Here is a 23977-nt window from a genome sequence, read left to right on the forward strand (position 1 = left end):
TCCTTCACATACATTATTTTACCCTGTTGAACATTTCAACTTTTGGTAAAATTCAATTTCAAAAACCTAATCCACACCAAACAATTATAACCTACTGATTATAAGAGATCAAACTAAATATCAATACTGTTTCAAGAATATTAAAAAGTATGATACTGCTTTTGATATTCTGAAGGAGTTACTCCCATGATACTTTTAAACTGTCTATTAAAATTTGTAATTGTATTAAATCCTGATTGGTAACAAATGGTAGTAATTTGAAGTTTTCCTTCTATTAATAATTTACAGGCATTGATAATTCTTATTTCATTTAGATATTGGGAAAACGATTTATGTGTTTGTTTTTTAAAATATCTACAAAATGAATTAGGAGCCATATGCGCGATAGAAGCTATTTCCTGTAATTCTATTTTTTTATGATAGTTTGTCGTCAGATAAGAAATGATTTTAGCAATTTTTTGTTTTTCTTCTCTTCGGAAAAAGGCTGCCTGTGTTTCTCCACATAAAAACTGATGATTTTCTTTTTCTGATAAAATATTTAATATTTCTAAAATCTTAGTAATGCGAAATACACCATCACTCGCCACCAAATCCAAAAAAAGATTTTGAACTTTACTGTTCTCCTCGACAGAAAATTTGAGTCCTCTATTGGAATGATACAAAAGAGATTTAATCTTTTTCATTTCAGTTAACTCCATAAAATCACTACCCAAAAAGTCAGCTTCGAATTTCACAACAATTACATCCACGCTTTCTGTTACCGAATCTTCAGAATAATACTCACTATTATTCCTGAATAGATGAGGAAGATTACTGCCTATTAAGTATAAATCTCCAGGATTAAAATGATGTATCGAATTGCCAACATATCTTGTTCCGGAGCTCTTTAAAAAATAAATAAGTTCTAACTCTTTATGAAAGTGCCAATCTGGCTCTAAACAAGGAATCGTATCTCTTCTGATTAGAAAAGATTTATCCGGCATAAGATCATTTTCTTTATAAGTAAGTTTCATGACTAAAATAAATTATGAATACGTTGATTGTTTGGGGGTTACACGTAAAGAGAAAGAAATATGACTTTTTCAAATAATAAGTAAGCTACAAAGTTACGAACTGATTAAAACTAAAAGTTTAATTATATCAATATTTTTTTGTTAAAAATCATACAAATAACTCACAAATCACTATCTAAAATTGCAAAAATAAGAACAAGGTTAAAATAATGCATAAGTGGGTTAAAAAATGCTAATCAAGTTTTCTTCTAATGATTTAATCTTGTCTTGTGTTTAGAAAAAGTAAAATTATAGTAAAATAAAGATCATATCAGGCCAAATATATCTTTATCCGTATTCTTTACTTTTTTAGGGAAAATAATATAAAAACACAATAACTCATTTTGATAAAGTAATACATATATTATGAACATTACATCTAACGCATCAGCTAAAAATGCTTTTGCTAGTTTATTTTTTATACTTTTTTTGGGGATGTTAACTACGTATTCTCAAGAATTAATTGAGGGGTCGATAGTAGATGAAGGAGATATTCCTGTGCCAGGAGTGAATATTTTGATTGAAGGTACAGATAAAGGAGTGGTATCTGATTTTGATGGTAAATTTAGTATTTCGGCATCTATTAGTGATGTCTTAATTATTTCTTATTTAGGATATGAAACTCAGAGAATTCTTGTTGGAGAACAAAAAATCATCTCGATAAAACTAAAATCAGATTCTGAAGTATTAGATGATGTAGTTGTGGTAGGTTATGGTTCTGCCAGAAGAAAGGATTTATCAGGATCATTTTCTACTTTAAAATCAGAATCTTTTGAAAATCAACCACTTTCTCGTCCAGAAGAAGCACTACAAGGTAGAGTTTCTGGAGTATCGATTCAAAAATCTAGTGGGATTCCAGGCTCTCAAATAAAAGTTAGGGTACGAGGAGTAAATTCCGTGACTGGAAACAATGCTCCCCTAGTAGTAATTGACGGTGTTTTTGGAGGAAATTTACAAAGTATTAATCCTGCAGATATTGCCTCCATTAATGTTTTAAAAGATGCTTCTGCGTTAGCAATTTATGGTTCTCGTGGATCTAACGGAGTAATTTTAGTAACAACCAAAAAAGGGAAAGGTAAAACTAAAATAAGCCTAGAAACATTTACGACATTATCCGAAGTTTCGAGATCCATAGACAGACTGAATTCTGAACAATTTGCACGTTTCAAAAATGAGCAGCGTGTACTTAACGGAAATGATCCTATTTTTACAGATGCGGAAGTAGCTAATTTTGCTGCGAATCCAATTGACTACGAAGATGCAATTCTGAGAGAAGCTTTTGGAACAAATACACAACTATCTGTTAGTGGTGGATCTGATAAATTCAACTATTTTTTATCAGGTAATTATGTAGATCAAGATGGAGTTGTGATCACTAATGACTATGAAAGATATTCATTAAGATCTAATATTAAAACTAATATTTCTGATAGAGTATCCCTAGGAGTAAATCTTTTTGGTAGCAGGGAAACAGACATAAACAATCCGAATTCTTTTGACCGAGTTACTGGTAGTTTATTAACCAGAGCAATCACTTATGATCCTACGACTCCTATTTTCAGTGGTAATGATGGTATAAATGGAGGGTACAATATAGAATCTCTAAATTCTTTTGCGAACAACAGACCAAATCCGATTGCTGCCCTCAATAGAAGTAATCGAGAATTTATTTCTGACCGACTAAACGCTAATATTGATTTCAAATACAAAATCTCTGATCATTTCACCTACAATATGGTAGTGGGATTAGCAACTATTACCAATACCTTACAATCTTTTATCGTTGATGGAGATAATTCTACAACGGATGCCGTTGGACACACTACAGTAAACTTCAATAACACAAGAATCACTAATCACCAAGTTAGCAACATCCTTAATTACAAAAATGATTTTGGAAATCATGCTATAGATGCTACTGCTGTATATGAATTCCAAGGTTCTCGTTCTGAAAGCAACTCTTACAGCACAGTTGATGTATCGATACCTGGTTTCTTTGTGGGTGGAGATGAGGGGAATCCAGATGATCAACGATTTAGTAACGGAGGGGGACAAACAGCTATCCAATCTTTTTTAGGTAGAGCAACTTATAGTTATAATGATGATCTATACCTAACTGCTTCTCTAAGAGTAGATCAATCCTCTAGATTTCTTAGAGATAATAGAACTGGATATTTTCCATCTGTATCTTTAGCCTATGGTTTTAACAAATTGATAGAGGATAGTAAGTTTAATAATCTAAAACTTAGAGTAAGTTGGGGTGAAGTAGGAAGTCAGTTTATTTCTCCACTTGCTAATCAGGCAGGTGTTGTGAATGTATTTCCTGCAGTAACCTTCGATGGTGTTACTGCGGTAATCGGAAATAGATTTTCAAGAGCCGCAAATCCAAATATTACTTGGGAAACTACCGAACAATGGAATGCAGGTCTTGATGTAGGTTTATCTAACAGGTTTTCATTGTCATTTGATTATTTTATAAAAAACACTAGAGATCTTCTATTGGTAAGTCAACTTCCGAATTCTAATATTAATTTTTCTAATAATGTTGGTGAAGTAAGAAACGAAGGGTTTGATATTACTTTATCTGGAGATATTATCGTTCAAAAAGACTTTATCTGGAACTCTAGTCTAGCTCTTTCTCACGTAGAAAACGAAGTTATTGCCCTCAATGATGGCCAAGAGCAGATTGTTGGAAATATTCAATCAATAGATGGTACTACTAACCCTATTAATGTCATTAGAGAAGGATTGCCTTTAGGACAGTTCTACGGATTTGTATTTTTAGGCACCTGGAAAAGCACAGATAATATCCCGACCAGACCTAATGGTACTCCTCTATTCCGTCCTGGTGATGCCAGATATGTTTTAGATGAAAATAACAGACCCGTTTTACAACCACTAGGAAGTGGTATTCCTAAAACAACTTGGGGTCTTAATAATACATTTACATATAAAAACTGGGATGTAAATGTCTTTATCCAAGGAGCACATGGTTTTAAAGTATTCAATCTAGTAGAGGGAGCTATTAATGGTCAGCGAGGAGCTTTTAGAGATAACTTATCTTTTAATGCTCTTAATGCATGGACACCTGATAATGAAACCGATATCCCAAGATTAGGAAGTAATCCACTACTAAATTCTAGTCAGTTTGTAGAAGATGGGGATTATATTAGATTAAGCAATCTCACGATAGGATATACAATACCAGATTTATTTGGAGTAAGAACTAAATTTTATGTTGGCGGTCAAAATCTGGCAATCATAACAGATTATAGTGGTTACGATCCAGAAGTTACATCAAGACCAGGTAATCCATCTTCAGCAAATACCGATGTTGGATCCGGTATTAATATTGGAGCAATACCAACTCCCAGATCATACACACTAGGAGTAAAATTTGATTTTTAATTTTAAAAAATGAAAAATGAAAAAAGATAAAAGAACAAATCACTATACAAGATTCTTTATAGCAACGCTACTAATGATATCTATAGGAATGACAAATTCTTGTGCAGATTTAGATCCTGATCTTACCGAGTTTAATGTTCCACCAGAATCTTTTGCAAACTTAAGTGAATTAGAATCCAGTGTTTTTGGCCTATATGGCTTAGTAAGAACAGCAGCAGTTTTTACAACCTTTTACTCGCCAAGTTGGGCTGGTGATGATATTACGACACATTCTGGATTAAATAAAGGAGACTTTAGAGAGTTTGACCAACGTAACGTAAGTGCTACCAATGCTAGATTATTAAATAACTGGAGAGGAATGTATAATATTATTAATAACACTAATATTATCTTATCCAGAGTAGACGCTTTACAAGGTTTTGACACTGTAGATCAAGATGAACTTTCACGATTATTAGGTGAAGTTTATTTTCTAAGGGGGATGGCATATTATCACCTTGCCAGAACGCATGAAAAGCTTCCGCTAGCTTTATCAAGACTTCCAGAAGCAAATGTAAGCGCCTCTTCGCGCTTAGAGGTTTTCATGCAAATTGAAGAAGATTTACTAGAAGCTGAATCTAGATTACCGATGATTAATGCAGCACTTGCATCTGCAGGTATCAGCGGAGCAACAAGAGTAAACAAAGGCTCTGCAAGAGCATTGTTAGCAAGATTCTATTTGGATTGGGCTGGTTTTCCATTAAATGACTCATCAAAATATATGCTCGCTGCAGAAATGGCCAAAAAAGTTATTGACGATAGTAGTGCGCATGGATTTGATTTAGTAGAAAACTTTCAGGATCTGTGGAAATTAGAAAATAGATTTAATACAGAATCTCTATTTACCATTGCCTACAACAACAGTGCAAGAATTAGAAACTTAAAATTTAATCGAGTTGGTTATCCTGGAGAAGCACCTTTTAGAGGATGGGATGAAACTTATGGAGAAATCAAATTTTTCGAAGATTTTCCTGAGGGAGCTAGAAAAGATGCTACCTATAGAATGGATATAGATTGGAAGAATCTTACGCTTCAGAAAAGCCCTATTTTGGCAAAAATAACAGGTCCTGCAGGAGATTTACCAATGACAGGAGCTTGGCACTTTACAGAACGAAACGATTTTTATATGCGCTACGCAGAGATCCTTTTAACCTATGCAGAAGCCTCAGGAAGATCAGGAAATATAACAACAGATTCCTGGGAAGCTCTGAATATGGTGAGAAGACGCGCAGCTGGATTACCATTTAACACACCAGTTACAAGTCCTGTTCCACAATTGGATCTAGAAGGAAACGAAATACCAGGATTAACCTATGTTGATATTACTACAGGAGATCTAGCAGAATTAGCCTTTACCGAAAGAAAATGGGAATTTACTGGAGAATATCTAAGATGGAATGATTTGGTAAGGATGCAACGTGTGGAACAGGCTTTATCCAACAGAACTCCATCAACTTCTACGACAAGTGATGGAACACTGCTTCAAGAGGTGAATACAATAAGCGGAAGCTTAAGTACAGATAATTACTTTTCTCCTTTACCACAGGTAATTGTAGACGAAAACCCGAATCTTTTAAATTAAAAGTTTTATTGTTTTGTTAGTAATCTAGAGTTGTAATAATGGCAGAGACATTATCGTTGTTACGTTTTATGTTTCTGTCATTATTTTTAACAATAGAAAATTAATTAAACTTGTTTAGATTTTTTTTTCTTAAAAGAACTATTTCCCATAACAGCCAAACAACTATAAAGTGCCATATTTCAGAATACTTATACCAACAATACCTAAAGCCTTAACAAAATACGCGCTCTTTATTTTACTAATCTCTTTTTCCAATTGTAAGCAACAGGAAATCACATATGAAAAAGAAGCAGTGAGTAAAATAGAAATACTCGAAAAGTTAATGGATAAAGCCAAAAGCAAAGCAATAGATGTTACTCGAGAAGAAACAACTTTGTGGTTTGCTAAAGAATTTCTAAAGTTTGCTAATTGGGATGAAACTAATAATGATGAGGTAGAAAAACTTTTTGGGTATTATGAAAAATATGAAACCGACAAAGTAAAACTAGCCGATGAATTGCCTGATTTTGAAAGAAAAAAGGTAATTGAAATATTAGATATTGGAATTAAAAATTTGAATGACCTTTTAGATGGTACTATAACAAGAAAGGCAGCTCAAAAAATAGATTGGCAAAATATTACAGTAGAAGACAACAGGTTAGTAAATAAAGGTAGACCCATTTTTTTGCATGATTACTTTTCTAAAACTGTTGGAGCGCCATTGACAGATACCAATATTTATAATGATCATTTAGGAGCAATTTATCATACTGGGAGTCATTTATACGAAGTAAATAAGGATAGACCAAGTAACCCCTATATGCTTAATGAAGATGGAACTTTTGATGAAAAGTTATTGAGCTATATCACTGAAGTTCCAGATACAAACATTGGTTTCCTACTACTCTGGAACATGGGAGTTCCTGATTGGATGAAGAAAAAAGAACCAGAAATTGAAAAAGGTAGATCATTATTTACAGGATTTGATGTTGACAATCCGCTGTTAAGAGAAGTTTGGAGTAAAGTCATAAAAAAAACCGGAGAAGTTACTAAAGGTAAAAAAGTAACCGACCTAGGATATATTTTATCTAACGAACCTCATTGGTTTTCCGAAAAAGGACATTGGACATACAAATTCCTTGAAATGAATTCAATTTCTAGCTATACACTAAATAAATTTAGAAGTTGGCTTTCAGAAAAATATAAGAATGACATCAAAACACTAAATACGAATTGGGAAAGTAATTTCAATAGTTTTGAAGAAATTACAGTCGAAATTCCAATGGATAAAGCAAAACGTGGCACTCCATTATGGTATGATTGGTGTCGATATAATATGGATAGAGGAATTGAGTGGTTTACTTTTTTACAAAATGAATTACGATCCGTAAACCCTGAGGCTGATACGCATATAAAAATCATGGCAAAACTGTTTGTAGATGATTATCGTTCTCATGGAATCGATTACGAGGCCTTAACAGAATTAACTTCTATGATCGGTGACGATGCTAAAATTACTGGAGGAAGAAATTATAGATCTAAAAAACCAGAAAAGTGGGAAGAAAAATATGCCTACTACTGGAGTGAATTGGCACATTCATATGATTTCCAGGAATCTGTTTCTCCTAACAAAATTCATATCAATTCTGAGGGGCATTTTTTATCCACCTCAGGATGGAGAGAATTAGATACTCCAATTGATTATGTGCGTAGTAGTTTTTGGTTAGCAACATTACATGGAATGGATGCTAGTATGTCCTGGTTTTGGGCGCGAGATGCAGATGGTTCTCCAGAAGATCGATTAGAAGGAGAACTAAACTTTTTTGATCCAGCATTAGCAGGTTCTTATGCGGGTTCTGCAAATATGCAGCCTCATGTAGTAAATGAAGTTTCTCAGGTGATGTATGATTTAAATAGTTTTTCTGAAGAAATACTAGCATTACGAGATCAAAGAAGACCATTACGACTATTCCATTCCGAAACATCGGCTATCAATAAAAAACATCATATGACAGAACATTCTGAATTATATGAATCTTTGTACTTCGAAGGGTTAGCAATTGGTTTTGCCACTGAAAAGATCATTACAAAACAAGATCACTCTAACTGGGATGTTATAGCTGTCTACAAAACTGAATTTGTAACCGACAAAGAATTTGATGCGCTACAAAGCTATTTAGACCAAGGAGGAACTATTATTATAGACAGTTCAAACAGTTTATCAAAAAACGAATATGGGCAGTTACGCAACAAGCAATTATCCTCAGGTACTGGAAAACTTATTTATACAGAAGAAAACAATCTTGATAGTTTTAAAAAATTAGCCATGATTTCGGTTACTGATAAAATATCTAACATCAAACTTTCTGAAAATAATGGCACGAATAACAAAACTTGTACATGGAGAATTATAGAAAATCCGAAGGGAGAAGGATATATCATGACGATTATCAATCTAGGAAAAACCACCTCTGATTTAAAAATTAGTGATGATAACAATACTTTTTTCAGTATAAAAAATATGCTTAATGGTCAGGAATTAGATGCGAACTTTAAACTCTCTTCTAAGGGAGTGTTGCTTTTACATATCTCAGAAAGCAAATAAGATCAATGAAAACAAAAGTACTTAGTGTTTTATGGGTAGGTTTAACTTACAGTATTTATGCCCAAAATCAAACTGTATTTCCATTATCTGATCTGGAAAATAAGGGGAATTGGTCATTAAATACTGAGGTAAGTGATGAATTTAACGACACGGAAATTGACGAAGAAAAGTGGTATATCGTCGGGAAGTTTAAAGATGGAAAACCATTTTATAAACACCCTGACAAACCCAACAAAAAGGTTTGGAAAGGAAGAGCTCCTTCGCAGTTTTCTGGTCGAAATTATCGTTTAGAGGATGGTATTTTAAACCTTGAAATACGATGGGAACCTAACTTCCCTTTTAGTGATGAAATACGAGTTCCTTTTTTTGGTGATCCCATGCCTTATGAAAATATTACCACCGCCTGTTTTATTGGTAGACGAGAATTTAAATACGGATATATTGAAATTCGGAGTAAATCAGCAGATACTCAGGTTACCAGTGCATTTTGGTCCACAGGTAATAAGATAGAAATGGATTTTTTCGAGTCCTTTGGTGATGGAATTGGACCAGAAAAACAACATCTAGATAGTGAATTATGGTGGTCTATTCGTGATTGGAAACATCTAAAGGGAAAACCTACCTATACAGAGCATAAAGATCTTGGTTTTAGAATGGCTGAAGATTTTCATGTCTATGGTTTTGAATGGAATGAAAAAGGAATTACCTATTATGTCGACGGAAAGTTAATTTCTAAAGTCAGTGCAGCACAAGTAACGGATTGGGCAATAGCCAATAGAGAAGTTGATAAAAATTATAAAGGATATGTAGCTACCGTTCCTATACATTTGTGGTTAGATATGGAGATTTTTCATTGGCATGGATATCCTAAAAGTAAAGAAGAATTAGAAGCAAACAGTCCTGCAAATCAGAAAGAGGACGGAATTGTGGATTATAAAATAGATTATGTTCGCGTTTGGCAAAAACGAGAATAAATAAAACTTTTTACAAAAAACTAATTATGAGTAAGCAAAAAAGAAATGCTTATATCTATGCGACAATTGTGGCATTAGGAGGATTTGTGTTTGGTTTGGATGCCGCACTTATCTCAGGAGGATTTAAGTTTATTACTTCAGAATTTAATTTAAATGAATGGGAAGTAGGCGCCATAGGTTTTGGACCTGGATTAGGAGTGTTAATTGCGTTACCCTTATCAGCATGGTCTAGCAATAAATACGGAAGAAAAACCACCTTACAGATAATAGCCTTGCTTTATATCATTTCTGCTATTGGATCGGCTTTGGCAACTTCTTTTACTACCCTTTTTGCTGCTCGATTTTTAGGAGGTTTAGCCTTTAGTTCTATAACATTGGCATCCATGTATATGGGAGAAATTGCACCAGCAGATCAGAGAGGTAAATTGGTCTCTATGCTGCAAATTAATATAGGAATAGGATTCTCTGCAGCATATTTTATCAATTATTGGATTTTACAACAAATGTCTTCAGACGCTGAATGGGTGCAGACCATACAGTTAAATGAAACAGGATGGCGTTGGATGCTAGGTATTGAAATTATCCCAGCCTTGTTGTGGTTTGTATTATTATTTAAAATTCCAAAAAGCCCTGCTTGGTTGATTTATAAAAATAGAATCGAAGAAGCAAAAAAGTCTTTATTAAAAGTATACCAAGCAGAAGAAATCGAAAGTCATGTTATTGAAATGAAAGAAAGTGTAGCTATTTCTAATACAAACAGATCTGTAGGATCTCAATTATCAGAGATTTTTGGTAAGCCTATGAGAGTCATTTTAATCATTGGTCTTACTTTGGCCATAGTGCAGCAGTCCACAGGTATAAATGCGATTATGACGTATGCCTCTACGATGTTCGAGCAGCTTGGATTAGGAACCGATGGCGCATTTGCTAGTGCTATATGGCTAGGTATTATAGGACTATTAGCCACCATTTTTTCTTTAGTGTTAATTGATAGAATTGGAAGACGTCCTTTGGTTATTGGTGGTCTCTGTTGGATTATTATAAGTTTAGGAATGTGTGCTTACGGTTTTAATCAGGCAACATATACGATTACAGAAGAGTCGGTAGCTAAAATGGGTAACATTCCGGAAACAGAAAAATTACAAGTATTAATTGGAAAAGAATATACTAGTGATATCGAATTCAAAGAAGCTATCAAAGAAGTTATAGGTGTAGCTGCTGCACGTGATAATTCGGGTAGTTTATTAAAAGAATCTGCACACTTAAACGTACTGTTAATATTATTAGGTATTTTAAGTTTTGTAGCTGCCTTCAATTTTTCGATTGGTCCTATTATGTGGGTATTGTTTTCAGAAATTTTCCCAATACATTTGCGTGGAATTGCAATACCATTATTTGCTTTAGTATCTAGCACGGTAAGTGCGTTAGTACAATTCTTTTTTCCATGGCAACTAAGCAATATGGGAGCTAGCACCATCTTCATATTTTATGCCGTTATCGTATGTATAGGTTTGATTATTCTCTATAAATTTTTACCAGAAACCAAAAATATGACCTTAGAAGAAATTCATAGTAAACTGCAAAGAAAGTCATCATCATCTTAAACTTGTTCTATTATTCAAGTTTTATGAAAGTATTTTTGATATAGTTCAGAATATTCCAGTAATAAAAAAGGCTGTCTAAATTTTTTAAACAGCCTTTTTGTCATTTACATAAACTCTACTTTAATTACAATCTGGATAGTTTCCTGTAGCTGCTTGAATACTACTTGGGCTATTAGCACATTTAGGTTGTGTACTATCATTTACATTCTGAATAAATCCATCTGGAAAATTATTCCATTTCTGTCCAGTTATTCTCACTCCATCACCTATACTTATTCCAGCAGAAGGACCTATGTATTCAAATCCTTTAAATAACCCATAGCTGGCTCCTGGATCTGTCATCTTATTCCACTGATTGCAAGGAACAAACTTTAAGTGCTTTTGTTTTAGCTTAGCTTTGGTTCCATAATTAGCTACCACTTTACTTGCAGTTGGATTTTCAAACTTCCCAGCTTTCAAATTTCCTATTTGACTGGTGATATAACCCGATCTATTAGGATAATCTAAAATTTCTGGTGATAAATTCACTGCCCATTGTGTGCCATTATTACGTTTAAAAGCATTTTCTCTAAAAGCTCTACCGGTAAATCCTGCAAACTGAGCTTTTACGAAATCTTGGAACTGCGTTCTTCCTGCATCTGTAAGAGGAAATGCTCTTTGTGAATCAAAAATAGCTAGTGTTCCTTCGTCATATCTAATAGTAAAACCAGAACTTGTACTGGTAATTCGTCTAGCCTTCACTTTTCCATTCTGTGCAAAATGAGGAGACAACATCAAAGAAGACAAACCTCTACTATTATGAATACCATCTGCAAAAATATCTTCCACACCTCCATCTTTTGTTCCATTTTTAACATCATTTTTCATGGATCTATCATCTGTCTCTAATCGTAATGTAATTCCTCCTTCACATCGAAGGTTTTTAAATAATATATTACTGCAATTGTAGGTCTGAACTAACCCATAACCTGTATGAGAACCGGTTTGACTTATGTTTTCAATGATTCCATTTTTAGCTCCAGGTTTTCTTTCAGATGCACCAGAAACATGGATCATAAGAATTGAGTTTAAAATACTTCTACGATCTTTAATATTAAAACGTGATAATTTAAAATTGTCTACCCTCCCAACTCGGGCTGCCGCTATAAATTGGTTCGTAAATCTAGCATCACACATATCTATGGTAAATCTACCTCCTTTACCAACGATACTAACATTCTCTAGACGAGCACCATTTTTACTTGCTCCAATATTAAAAATAGCTCCCCTATTCATATCTGGTTTAATAATGGTACCAGCAGCAATTTCTAAATGTATATTGGATTTCAGTACAACTTTACCCCAAGTATAAGTGTTCCGTGGAATTTCTATAATTGCTCCGTCTTTTTTATTTCGATTGATAAAAAGATTTAGTTCTGCACTCGTACTACCATCAAATCGCACTCTTTTTATATTCGGTGGTGGAGGTGTATAAAAATTTCCTGAATTAAAATTTGGCGGACTTTTATCTCCATCTAAATCTTGACTAATAGTTTCTTGAGATTCGTATTCTTCTATATTATCAAATGAACAACTAGCGAGTCCTAAAAAGATAATTAAAAAGCAAGTTTTTTGTATAATTGATTTGATATTCATCATTTCAAAATTTTGTGTCGCAAATCTTTAAACAAAGCATAGATTGTCTATTTCAAATTCATATTAATTTGAAAATCAAGTTTTTAAATATGATCATTTATAAACAAGGAAAGTAATCAGTGTTAAGAATTGTACATTCTCTACACTTTGCTATGAAAAGTTTTTTCTGTACTTACGACTTTAGTTAATATAAGTTTGTGTTAAATAAGATTTTGAGCAAGTCGACATTGCAATTAATTATTGTGTAAAATTATTTCAAAAATGTAACAGCTAATGAAATTCATTTACCTCAAGCAAGCACTATCTTATCTTTCTTTGAGAAGTTGATAATTCAACCGTTAAAAAACAATTAAAAACGTTATAAAAATATCAATAAAACTATAACTATTAATGTCTCTAGTAAGGTGTTTTATGATATATCCACATAGAACTTTACTAATTTGTTCCAGACAAAAGTTGATCTATACTAACCACAGTTCTAAATCCTATGTGATCTGTAGAAGAATCTGGAGCAGCATTCATTCTTGCTGATAATCTATAACTAGCGCAATAGGAATCACTACATAGAAAAGATCCACCTCTTATAACTTTTTCAGAAGCATAGGGATTCGAAGGATTTAAAGGTTTTATAGCTCCTTTCGGGTTAATCGAAAGATCTTGATCGCCAAAACTCTTGTAATATTCAGTATTATACCAATCTTCTGTCCATTCCCAGACATTCCCTGCCATATCATATAAACCATATTCATTAGAAGGATACTTCCCTGCTTCCATTAGATGTTCTGCCCCATCAGCACGATCATTGTAAACAGGAAATTCTCCTGTCCAAGTATTTGCATACGCTGTTAACTTTGATTTATCATTTCCCCAGAAAAAAATCATATTCTCCTTTCCACCTCGCGCAGCATACTCCCATTCAGCTTCTGTAGGTAAGCGTCTGTTCGCCCATTCGCAATATGCTTGTGCATCTTCTAAAGCAATATGTACCACTGGATGTTTGTCTTTACCATCAATAGAACTATTAGGACCAGACGGATGTTTCCAGTTCGCTCCAATTTTCCAATACCACCATTGAGAATAATTCCTAAAATTTGTAACCGATGATTTTGTTTTTTTAAATACTAGAGAACCAGGCTGTAAAACAGAATCGTGAGGTTTTGGAGTATTTGGAGGCAATTGTAGTTTCAATTCCTCCCAATCCACTGGTCGTTCGGCAAGTGTTATATATCCAGTTTCTTCGACGAACTTTTTAAATTGGGCATTAGTAACCTCTACAGAATCCATAAAAAAACCGTGTATAGCAACTTTATGTCTAGGTTTTTCATGATTCATTGCCATTATATCGCTATCTACCGCACCTTGATAAAAAATTCCTCCAGGAATCCACTTCATTCCTTTAGGAATGGTAACATTTTCAGGCAAATCGGTAATTAAATCTAGATGTTGATAATCATCTGTTTGATTTTTTATCTCTGAAGAACGGTCTATATCAGAATCTTTTGTCTTTCTTTTACAGCTTGTTTGAAGACACACAAATAAAAGAGACATACATATTAGACCAAAAAATAATTTCAATTTCATCTGTTTATATTTTATTTTTCTTCAATTGTCAGATGGAATTCACCAATAATCATTTCTATGGATATTACCTTATTATCATGGTTTATTTCATATTTGATTTTTTGAATATCAAACAATTGTAGTTTCATATTTCTATATCAAAACTTCAATTTAGCTCTCAAATGTATGGATCTATTTCAAATTATCAGAGATGTTCGTTCGATGTTTTTACCCTTCATCATTCATTAGCTTGGTTTCCTTTCCACCCTGCTTCCAGTTGCTTTAATAGTACTGAAACAGTTTCTGGGTTTTCCATAGCGATATTCATGGTTTCTTCAGGATCATTTATATGATCATACAATTCCACGAATATTGGAGCTTTATTCTTGTCCTTGTAATCCTTCCATGCGATTAATCGGTACTTTTGAGTTCTCATAGAATACCCCATAAGATTCTCCTCAAATAGTGTTCTATCCCATTTTTCTTTTTGTTGTTTTTTAATACGTTCCTCTACATCAATAATCAAAGGACCAAAATATGTTTCTCTCATACCTTGCGATAGTGGATTGGCAGCCCATTCTCGTAAAGCTGGAGAAGGAAACTGACTAAAGGCTGCTTTTTTCCATGATCTGTTAGGATTATTTATTAGTGGAACAAAACTCTGTCCTTCTAGATGTTCGGGATTTTCTAAACCTGCTAACTCCACAAGGGTGGGGTACATATCTACTAACTCTACCAATGCTTCCGTGGATCTCCCCTTACTACTATCTAGCATATTAGGTGAACTTATAATCATAGGAACTCGTGTGGATATTTCATAATTGGTAGCTTTACCCCAAATTCCCATCTCTCCCAAATGCCATCCATGATCACTCCATAGCAAAATAATAGTGTTTTCTCTTAAGCCTAGTTCTTCTAAAGTTTGAATTACTTTACCTACTTGAGCGTCGATATAGGTAACAGAACTTAGATATGCATGCTTTAATACTCGGGCTAACGAGTCATTAATCTTTCCTTTTTTAGGGATACCACTTCTCACTCGTAATTCGAATGATGGATGTAATCCCATCTCTGCACCATTTTCAGGACCTTTAGTCTGTGCAGAAAGTTTAATTTTTTCTGGGTCATACATATCCCAATATTTTTTGGGAGCCAACCAATCTAAGTGAGGCTTTTTAAAACCAACTCCCAAAAAGAAAGGTTTTTCATGACTTTTTCCCTTCAATTCTTCAAGGGTTTCTGTCGCTAATAAGGCATTATACCCATCTTCATAAAAATAATCCGGAACATCAGCTTTTTCATATGCTGGTCCTTTTCCTAGACCCTTACTAGCAGCATCTTTACCGTATTTTGCAATCATATCAGCTTTGTTTTCCTGATACATTTTTTGGTTTTCAAAAAGCGCAAAACCTCCAGGTGTTATTTCTCTTTTAAACTTCATTCTTTCCGTTGCAGGTTCCTTACTCCAAGAAAGTTTAGCGTCACTAAATGATGGTTTATGATAAATCTTACCTATTTGAATAGTTTCATATCCATTGTTTTTAAAATGTTGTGGTAATGTAACGATATCAGGATTTAAATCCCTGAAATAGGCATAATTTTCTATGACACCAATCGTCTCTGGTCTAGCACCTGTCATCAGACTTGCTCTAGAAGGACTGCAAATAGCCTGTTGTGTATAAGCCTTATTAAAACGTAATCCATTAGCAGCTAAAGCGTCTATATTTGGTGTAATAGCAATATCAGATCCATAACACCCAAGTTCTGGACGAAGATCATCTATCGCGATAAACAAAATATTCGGCCTTGTATTTTGTTGGATATCTTTTTCTACAGTTTCTTTTTGTTTACAACTAATAAGTAGTACTAATATTATGATAAGATGAAGTAATCTCATGAATAAACATTTTGTGTGGTTTTTCTTTTGAAAAATTTATATTCAAAATAATACATCCAACGAAGGTAATTATTGCCGATAGACCCCAAAGCTCATAAATTAACCTTTAACTGCATTAAGTTAACTCTTTAATCCGATCTAATTAGTATTCCTAGTATCATTGAAAAAACAAATATTAAGCTACAGTTGTAGATTAAAATTATTACCGATATACATCTTCGAGATATTATTTAAACGTCAATTTTTCTAAAGTACAATTAAACTAGTCAAAATGCGTATCGAAAAAAACATAATTGGTTTCAGAGAAGGTAGAGAAATCTATTTATTTGAAATGTCAAATGACAACAATGTTTCTATTAAAATAACAAACTATGGCGCAACCATAACCTCGATCATCACTCCGGATCACAAAGGGAATCTGGAAGAAATAACCTGCGGTTTTGACTCTGTAAAAAACTATTTCTCAGAAGAATATTTAATTAATAATCCTTATTTCGGAGCCACTATAGGAAGATGCGCTTCTAGAATTGAAAAAAGTAGTTTCAAATTAGAAGGAAATATATACAACTTACCAGAAAACGACAGAGGAAATCATTTACATGGAGGAACTAATGGATTTGATAAAAAAATATGGCAAGCATCCTATGAAGCTAATAAAAATAGCTCCTGTGTAACAATGAAATTAAAAAGTTATCATTTGGAGCAAGGATATCCAGGCAACTTAAATATTGAAGTGAGATTTGAGCTAAATAATATAAATGAACTAAGCATTTCTTACTATGCGGAAACCGATAAAACTACTCCAATATCTTTAACGAATCATACCTATTTTAATCTATCTGGTTTTAAAGAAGATATTGCTAATCATAAAGTACAGATTAATTCAGATCATATTTTAGAACTAGATACTTTTGGGATTGCAAACGGAAATAAAATTTTATTAAACCAAGAACCTGGAGATTTTAGGGAAGAAAAACTATTAGGAGATGCTATGAAGTTTTTGGAAAAAGGATATGACCATTATTATCTATTTGATAATAATTTTTTACTTCATAAAGTGGCTACTTTTTTTCACCCATCCAACAAAAGAGCATTGGATATTTCCACCACAGAACCAGGAATGCAATTTTATACAGGATATTATATTTCGGATAAATTAAAACGCGAAAACGGAGATCAATATGGAAAATTTACTGGATTCTGTTGTGAAACTCATAGATATCCGAATGCTCCAAATCTGGATAACGCCCCTAAAAGCATAACGTATCCAGAAGATCCATATAGAAGTCAAACTGTTTTTAAATTCTACACTTATTAATTTTTTAAATCAATAGAAGACTTAAAAACTCCTTCACACCAATTAAAATAGTCAAAAATACAAAGGGGTTAAAATAATGTAATAACTGGTTAATTGGGAACTCACTATAACGTTATAGTTGATTTAGATTTGTGCGCTAATATTTAACGCAAACTCAACCAACAAAATGAAAAAAAATGTTATTACAACGATGCTGTTATGCCTGCTTATATTACAATTATATGGGCAACAACCGGCAATAACTACTAATGCCAATGATGTATTTACCTTAGTGGATGATATGTCTGATGAATTTGAAACTGGAGGTATTAATTGGTCTGGAAAATGGGAACAAAATAATAACCTCCCAAACATTGCTGCATGGAATTTAACCAACAGCTCCAACGTATCACAAGGAGACTATTTCGATAGAGGTTCTGCTAAAATTACCGCACGATATAATGGGGTAAATCCTGATGGAACATCCATTGCTGTAAATGGTAAATTTTACAATGCCGGATGTCTTCAATCTAAACAATCATTGCCTCCTAATTTTGAAGGATATATTGAAGCTGTTATTAGAGGAGCCGATATCGACAATCCAGATCCACACCCTTTTAATGGCGGTATTGATAAATCAAGAGGATTATGTCCAGCCTTTTGGTTATACAGCAAATTCTTTGATAACAACCCTGCTGATGGAGGAGTTGTTTACACAGAAATCGATATACAAGAGTTACAACAACATGATTTCTATGATGGTGTTCAGGATGGTGTTGAAGACACAGAATCTAACTTACATATCGCTTTTAAAAATGGTAACGGAAGAAGATGGGTAAGACCAAAACAAAATCCTGATGAACAATTAAACAAATATCCTCTTGGCTTTGATCCTCGTGAGGATTGGCATACCTATGGATGCGAAATTACACGTGACGAAATTCATTTCTTTGTAGATGGAAAAAAAGTCGGTAAAACTTTAAAAAACACTCATTGGGGTAAGTTACCTTTACGAGTAATTCTATCGTTAGGTATGAGAGTACCATTTGTAGATTTCGGAGGAAATGCATTCACTTCATTTGATCCACAAGGAGAATATCCAAATAATCAACGTCTAAAAACTCTTGCAGAAAGAGCTAGAAAACAGTTGGGAGAATTGCCTGAATCCATGTATGTTGATTATGTAAGAGTATGGAACAAAACAAGTTCTAATACAAATACTCCTCCAGAACTTGCAATTACAAGTCCTTCTTCAAATCAGCAATTCGAGCAAGGAGAAGAAGTAATCATAACTACAGAAGCCTCTGATGCTGATGGAAGTATCGCCAAAGTAGAATTCTATGATGGTAATCAATTATTAGGATCCAAAACGGCTATTCCTTATGAATTTACGTATACAGGAGCTCCCCAAGGAAACAGAAATATAAGAGTCATCGCTTATGATGATCAAGGAGAAAAAGCTGAAGAATCAGTAATTATTACTATTAATTCTACAGATAATAATCCTCCAACAAACGGGCAACCATTAATTACTACTAATCCTGATGATGTATTTACCTTAATAGAAGACATGTCTGATGAGTTTAATAGCGGTGGTATCAATTGGTCCGGAAAATGGGAACAAAATAATAACTTACCCAACATTGCGGCTTGGAATTTAACTAATAGCTCTAATGTATCCAGAGGAGATTATTTTAATAGAGGTTCGGCTAAAATCACAGCACGATACAATGGAGTAAATCCTAATGGAACATCCATTGCTGTAAATGGTAAATTCTACAATGCAGGATGTCTTCAGTCTAAACAATCATTGCCTCCAAATTTCGAAGGATATATTGAAGCTGTTATTAGAGGAGCTGATATTGACAATGCAGATCCACATCCTTTTAATGGTGGTATTGATAAATCAAGAGGATTATGTCCAGCCTTTTGGTTGTACAGCAAATTCTTTGATAACAACCCTGCAGAAGATGGTGTAATTTATACTGAGATTGATATCCAGGAATTACAACAACACGATTTTTATAATGGAGTTCAGGATGGTGTAGAAGACACAGAATCTAACCTACACATTGCTTTCAAAAATGGTAACGGAAGAAGATGGGTAAGACCGAAACAAAACCCTGACGAGCAATTAAACAAATACCCTCTGGGTTTTGATCCTCGCAAAGGTTGGCATACCTATGGTTGTGAAATTACGCGTGATGAAATTCATTTCTTTGTAGATGGTAAAAAAGTTGGAAAAACTTTGAAAAATACACATTGGGGTAAATTGCCGTTACGAGTAATTATGTCTTTAGGTATGAGAGTACCATTTGTAGACTTTGGTGGTAATGCATTTACCTCATTTGATCCACAAGGCGATTATCCAAACAATCAAAGATTACAGACTTTAGCAGAGAGAGCAAGACAGCAATTAGGAGAATTACCTGAATCTATGTATGTTGATTACATTAGAGTTTGGAACAAAACTAACGCTGATAACAACACTCCTCCAGAACTTACAATTACAAGTCCTAACGCTAATCAACAATTCGATTTCGGAGATGAAATTATCATTAGAGCGGAAGCTTCAGATGCTGATGGAAGTATTTCTAAAGTAGAATTCTATGATGGCAATCAACTGTTAGATACAAAAACAAGTGCTCCATATCAATTCACCTATACAAATGCTGCTGAAGGAAATCGAAACATAAGAGTGATCGCTTATGATGATGAAGCGGAAAAAACTGAAGCATCCGTAAGCGTAATAGTTAATCCTACAGATGACGTTCCTAACCCTACAGGAGAGTTTTTCATTGTACATAGAGCAACAGGTAAAAAGCTTAGAGCTGTTAATAATCAAAACGGTTCGGAAATCAAGTTATCTCCTGCACGTAATATTAGTAACTGGGTGAAATGGAAAAAAGTAAATGGTGATAATGGTTGGTTCTATTTCCAAAATGTTAAAACAAAAAAATATTTTAGACCAAAAGGAGCGAACGGAGAGGATGGAAACATTTTAGAGCAACAACCCAATACATTTACTGGTGCATGGACACAATGGAAAGAAATACCTTCTAATAACAGTTTTGTTTTTTTACGTAATAGAGCTTCTGGGAAATACCTAAGACCTAAAACAAATAAAAACAATAGTGTAATAGAACTAAGACCTAATACTGAGATTAATAATCGAACCCAATGGAAACTAGTTCCTGTTAAATCTACAACATCGCGAATTAATGAATCAAATATTGAGATATATCCAAACCCTGCAGAAGATATTGTAACAATAGAATTGGATGATTTTGATGAAACTAATACAAAAGTAACCGTTATTAGTATGATTGGTAGTGTCGTTTTAACACCTCAATCAATTACAGAAAATGAAGTTGTTCTAGATGTGAGCAGATTGAAAGAAGGTATTTACTTTTTGAAAATACAAAACGGTACTCGTACTATTTCTAAAAGACTATTAATTAAATAATTCTGTAAAAGTTCGGCATAGTGACTCAACTAAGTTCATTTTCTCTTTGGAAGAGGAAATCATACCTGAAGCGAGTATTTTCATTACAAATCATCGTTATTTTTATTTTGCTCCCAATAATTGTAAAAATACTAAAATCAACAGCTTTCAGGTTATACACAAGCTATGTCGAACTTTTTTAAGTTAACATTTTACATATCACCAAAACCAAAAAACGTTGTAAATTTCAAAATTTAATAATTGCTACATGAAGTACAAGTTCTTTTTTTTAATTGCCATTTTATCGATACAATTGATCGAAGCGCAAAAAAAACCAAACATCATATTATTTTTTGCAGATGACGCTGGGTACGCTGATTTTGGTTTTCAAGGGAGTAAGGTCATGAAAACACCAAACTTAGATAAACTGGCAAAAAAAGGAGTTGTTTTTTCTCAAGGGTATGTAACCGACGCTACTTGTGGACCTTCTAGAGCTGGTCTTATCACTGGGAAATATCAACAAAGATTTGGATATGAAGAAATCAACGTGCCAGGATATATGAGCGAAAACTCTGCTTTATTAGGTGACGACATGGGATTACCTTTGGATCAAGTAACCATGGCAGATTATTTGAAAAGACTTGGATATACCAATGCGTTATTTGGAAAATGGCATCTAGGAGATGCAGATCGATATCATCCATTAAAAAGAGGATTCGATGTGTTCTATGGTTTTAGAGGTGGAGACCGGAGCTATTTCAAATATGATAATTTAGCTGGCATTCATCACGACAAAAAAATAGAACGTGGTTTTAGAAGTTATGAAGAACCTCAAACCTATGTAACAGATGCTTTGGCAGATGAAACTATAAACTTTATTGAGGCTAACAAAAATAAGCCCTTTTTCGTGATGTTATCTTTTAATGCTGTACATACACCAATGGAAGCAACAAAAGGAGACTTAGCAAAATTTCCTAATCTTACCGGAAAAAGAAAGGAACTTGCTGCAATGACACTAGCTATGGATAGAGCCTGTGGTAGAGTTTTGGATAAACTAAAGGAACTTGGTTTAGATCAAAATACCATTGTAGTATTTTCTAATGATAACGGTGGACCTACCGACAAAAATGCTTCTGATAACAGGCCATTAAGTGGGACAAAATCAAATCACTTAGAAGGAGGTTTAAGAGTACCTTTTGTTTTAAGCTGGCCAGATAAAATTAAAAGAGGCAAGCACTATCATTATCCTGTTAGTACTTTAGATTTATTACCTACCTTTTATAAAGCAGGTGGAGGAAATATTAAAGACCTTACTGATATTGATGGCGTTGATCTACTTCCTTTTGTTATAAATGAAAAGGAAACAGCTAGACCTCATAAAGAATTATACTGGAAAAAAGATGTTAGAGCTGTATTAAGAGAAGGTGATTTTAAACTGATTCGATATCCCGATAGATTGGCAGAACTCTACGATCTATCTAATGATATCTCAGAACAAAAGAATCTAGTGAATGTTTACCCTGAAAAAGTAAAAACAATGTTCAAAAAAATATTTGAATGGGAACTAACACTAGAACGTCCCTTGTGGTTACTAAAAAGAAAGTTCGAAAAATATGATATCGATCGTATGGATAAATATCGAAATGGAAGTTCGAATGATTAAAGAACCAAATACCGATTTTTCCCAACAATACTTTATATCTCCAAATAAAATCCATACTAATTCTAGTATGGATTTTTTATTTATAAGCTTAACGGAGGTTTATATCTCACGCTGCTCCTATCCTCAGATAAGCAATTAAAATATTTACGAAAATACATTATCGCTCATTTTTTTAAACTAAAAAATTAGTTCAAACTAAAAATTTAGTTATATTTGTCTTTTAGAACTAAGGATTTAGTTTAACGAGGAGTTATTTTTCATTAGTAAAATCTTTGGTCCGATTATTTACTCCATTTATTTATTAATTAAAAAATGTAATCATGATTAAAAAAAGTAATCAACTAACCATCAAAAAAATTAAAGCCTTACTTCTGTTACCATTTTTATGTGCAATACTAGCATTTAATAGTGTAACTATTGGTAACGAGATAGCAAACAACATTACTTTATCTGATCCAGAACCTACCTGTATTAATAAACAATCAAAATATGATAAAGGCTTAGATAATTACCTAAAAATCAAAACCAATGACATTACTGAAGCTCTTATTTATATTGTAAACACAAAAACATCAGAAACGATTAGAACAGTTCACTTAAAGCCTTCTCAATTCCATAAAGTAAAAAACATCCCTGAAGGAATTCACAGAGTAGATGTTATTTATGGAACCAATTATACAGAGACTTCAGAAAATGGGAGCTGCAAAGGCTATTTCAAAAACGTATTAGTACAAAAGAAATCAAAAACTACTATAAATTTTGAAAAAGTTCAAAACTATGTACCTTCTTATTCTTTACTTATAGACATACAAGAAGCGTTATAAAGACTCACATTAATTCCTGAGCGGAAAATGCTCAGGAATTTAAATCATTCGCTTACATTCCCCGATTAACATGTTTCAATCGTTAATTATTTTATAAGTTCATTCTAAACATTTAGAACACCATATCTTCATTACATTCTAAGAGATAAAAAACAAGAGGTTAAAAAAGAACAAGTGATGGATAATTTTATGTATTTGATAAAAAGGCAAATACACTAATTTTAAACCTATCAAAAATTGGTTCCCTCCCAACCTATTAACCTTCTTAAATTCGAAAAAATGAACTTAACTCGCAAAAAATTTCACATCAAAAAGTACTCTTATTATAATTCGCATCAAGACGCTTATGATCCAATAAAATGATATAAATCTTCTACTTGATTGATATCAATAGAATATAAACGATACTGCCC

Annotated in this window: 13 protein-coding genes; 9 read left to right on the forward strand and 4 right to left on the reverse strand. The window is 33.3% G+C overall.

The features are described from left to right. Nucleotides 1–140: 140 nt before the first annotated feature. A complete protein-coding gene (locus ACWNT5_RS00405) occupies nucleotides 141–1013 on the reverse strand; it encodes an AraC family transcriptional regulator (RefSeq protein ID WP_299602862.1) in 873 nt (290 codons plus the stop codon). A 405-nt stretch (nucleotides 1014–1418) separates the two neighbouring features. On the opposite strand from ACWNT5_RS00405, the gene ACWNT5_RS00410 reads away from it, so the two are divergent. From ACWNT5_RS00410 to ACWNT5_RS00430, 5 genes are all read left to right on the forward strand, one after another. Beyond that, entirely contained in the window at nucleotides 1419–4460 is a 3042-nt protein-coding gene (locus tag ACWNT5_RS00410; protein ID WP_456516287.1) for a SusC/RagA family TonB-linked outer membrane protein, read from the forward strand. A 16-nt stretch (nucleotides 4461–4476) separates the two neighbouring features. Continuing rightward, complete coding sequence (locus ACWNT5_RS00415) at nucleotides 4477–6081, forward strand: RagB/SusD family nutrient uptake outer membrane protein (protein ID WP_456516288.1); 1605 nt, start codon at nucleotides 4477–4479, stop codon at nucleotides 6079–6081. A 169-nt stretch (nucleotides 6082–6250) separates the two neighbouring features. Next, a complete protein-coding gene (locus ACWNT5_RS00420; protein WP_456516289.1) occupies nucleotides 6251–8665 on the forward strand; it encodes a hypothetical protein in 2415 nt (804 codons plus the stop codon). Nucleotides 8666–8670: 5 nt separating this feature from the next. Then, nucleotides 8671–9639, forward strand: a complete 969-nt coding sequence (locus ACWNT5_RS00425) for a family 16 glycosylhydrolase (RefSeq protein ID WP_299602871.1) — start codon at nucleotides 8671–8673, stop codon at nucleotides 9637–9639. A gap of 26 nt (nucleotides 9640–9665) precedes the next feature. Next, nucleotides 9666–11243: an MFS transporter gene (locus ACWNT5_RS00430; RefSeq protein WP_456516290.1), complete on the forward strand. Its 1578-nt coding sequence runs from the start codon at nucleotides 9666–9668 to the stop codon at nucleotides 11241–11243. 120 nt (nucleotides 11244–11363) lie between these two features. Here ACWNT5_RS00430 and ACWNT5_RS00435 read toward each other — a convergent pair whose 3' ends face one another. From ACWNT5_RS00435 to ACWNT5_RS00445, 3 genes are all read right to left on the reverse strand, one after another. Next, the gene (locus ACWNT5_RS00435) at nucleotides 11364–12878 is read right to left on the reverse strand and encodes a hypothetical protein (protein WP_299602875.1); all 1515 of its coding nucleotides are present in this window, start codon (nucleotides 12876–12878) and stop codon (nucleotides 11364–11366) included. Nucleotides 12879–13313: 435 nt separating this feature from the next. Next, a complete protein-coding gene (locus ACWNT5_RS00440; protein WP_299602877.1) occupies nucleotides 13314–14459 on the reverse strand; it encodes a formylglycine-generating enzyme family protein in 1146 nt (381 codons plus the stop codon). 217 nt (nucleotides 14460–14676) lie between these two features. Next, a complete protein-coding gene (locus tag ACWNT5_RS00445; RefSeq protein WP_456516291.1) occupies nucleotides 14677–16335 on the reverse strand; it encodes a sulfatase in 1659 nt (552 codons plus the stop codon). A gap of 271 nt (nucleotides 16336–16606) precedes the next feature. Here ACWNT5_RS00445 and ACWNT5_RS00450 point away from each other — a divergent pair, with 271 nt between their 5' ends. From ACWNT5_RS00450 to ACWNT5_RS00465, 4 genes are all read left to right on the forward strand, one after another. Then, nucleotides 16607–17653, forward strand: a complete 1047-nt coding sequence (locus ACWNT5_RS00450; RefSeq protein ID WP_299602881.1) for an aldose epimerase family protein — start codon at nucleotides 16607–16609, stop codon at nucleotides 17651–17653. Nucleotides 17654–17819: 166 nt separating this feature from the next. Further along, the gene (locus ACWNT5_RS00455) at nucleotides 17820–21098 is read left to right on the forward strand and encodes an Ig-like domain-containing protein (protein WP_456516292.1); all 3279 of its coding nucleotides are present in this window, start codon (nucleotides 17820–17822) and stop codon (nucleotides 21096–21098) included. 247 nt (nucleotides 21099–21345) lie between these two features. Then, entirely contained in the window at nucleotides 21346–22740 is a 1395-nt protein-coding gene (locus ACWNT5_RS00460; RefSeq protein ID WP_299602886.1) for a sulfatase-like hydrolase/transferase, read from the forward strand. A gap of 320 nt (nucleotides 22741–23060) precedes the next feature. After that, complete coding sequence (locus ACWNT5_RS00465) at nucleotides 23061–23564, forward strand: hypothetical protein (RefSeq protein ID WP_456516293.1); 504 nt, start codon at nucleotides 23061–23063, stop codon at nucleotides 23562–23564. Nucleotides 23565–23977 lie beyond the last annotated feature (413 nt).

The sequence above is a fragment of the Aquimarina sp. 433 genome (assembly GCF_054054605.1).

Coding starts and splice junctions, on each gene's coding strand:
- ACWNT5_RS00405 (WP_299602862.1), bottom strand. CDS start 1,013: ATGAAACTTACTTATAAAGAAAATGATCTTATGCCGGATAAATCTTTT.
- ACWNT5_RS00410 (WP_456516287.1), top strand. CDS start 1,419: ATGAACATTACATCTAACGCATCAGCTAAAAATGCTTTTGCTAGTTTA.
- ACWNT5_RS00415 (WP_456516288.1), top strand. CDS start 4,477: ATGAAAAAAGATAAAAGAACAAATCACTATACAAGATTCTTTATAGCA.
- ACWNT5_RS00425 (WP_299602871.1), top strand. CDS start 8,671: ATGAAAACAAAAGTACTTAGTGTTTTATGGGTAGGTTTAACTTACAGT.
- ACWNT5_RS00430 (WP_456516290.1), top strand. CDS start 9,666: ATGAGTAAGCAAAAAAGAAATGCTTATATCTATGCGACAATTGTGGCA.
- ACWNT5_RS00435 (WP_299602875.1), bottom strand. CDS start 12,878: ATGAATATCAAATCAATTATACAAAAAACTTGCTTTTTAATTATCTTT.
- ACWNT5_RS00440 (WP_299602877.1), bottom strand. CDS start 14,459: ATGAAATTGAAATTATTTTTTGGTCTAATATGTATGTCTCTTTTATTT.
- ACWNT5_RS00445 (WP_456516291.1), bottom strand. CDS start 16,335: ATGAGATTACTTCATCTTATCATAATATTAGTACTACTTATTAGTTGT.
- ACWNT5_RS00450 (WP_299602881.1), top strand. CDS start 16,607: ATGCGTATCGAAAAAAACATAATTGGTTTCAGAGAAGGTAGAGAAATC.
- ACWNT5_RS00455 (WP_456516292.1), top strand. CDS start 17,820: ATGAAAAAAAATGTTATTACAACGATGCTGTTATGCCTGCTTATATTA.
- ACWNT5_RS00460 (WP_299602886.1), top strand. CDS start 21,346: ATGAAGTACAAGTTCTTTTTTTTAATTGCCATTTTATCGATACAATTG.
- ACWNT5_RS00465 (WP_456516293.1), top strand. CDS start 23,061: ATGATTAAAAAAAGTAATCAACTAACCATCAAAAAAATTAAAGCCTTA.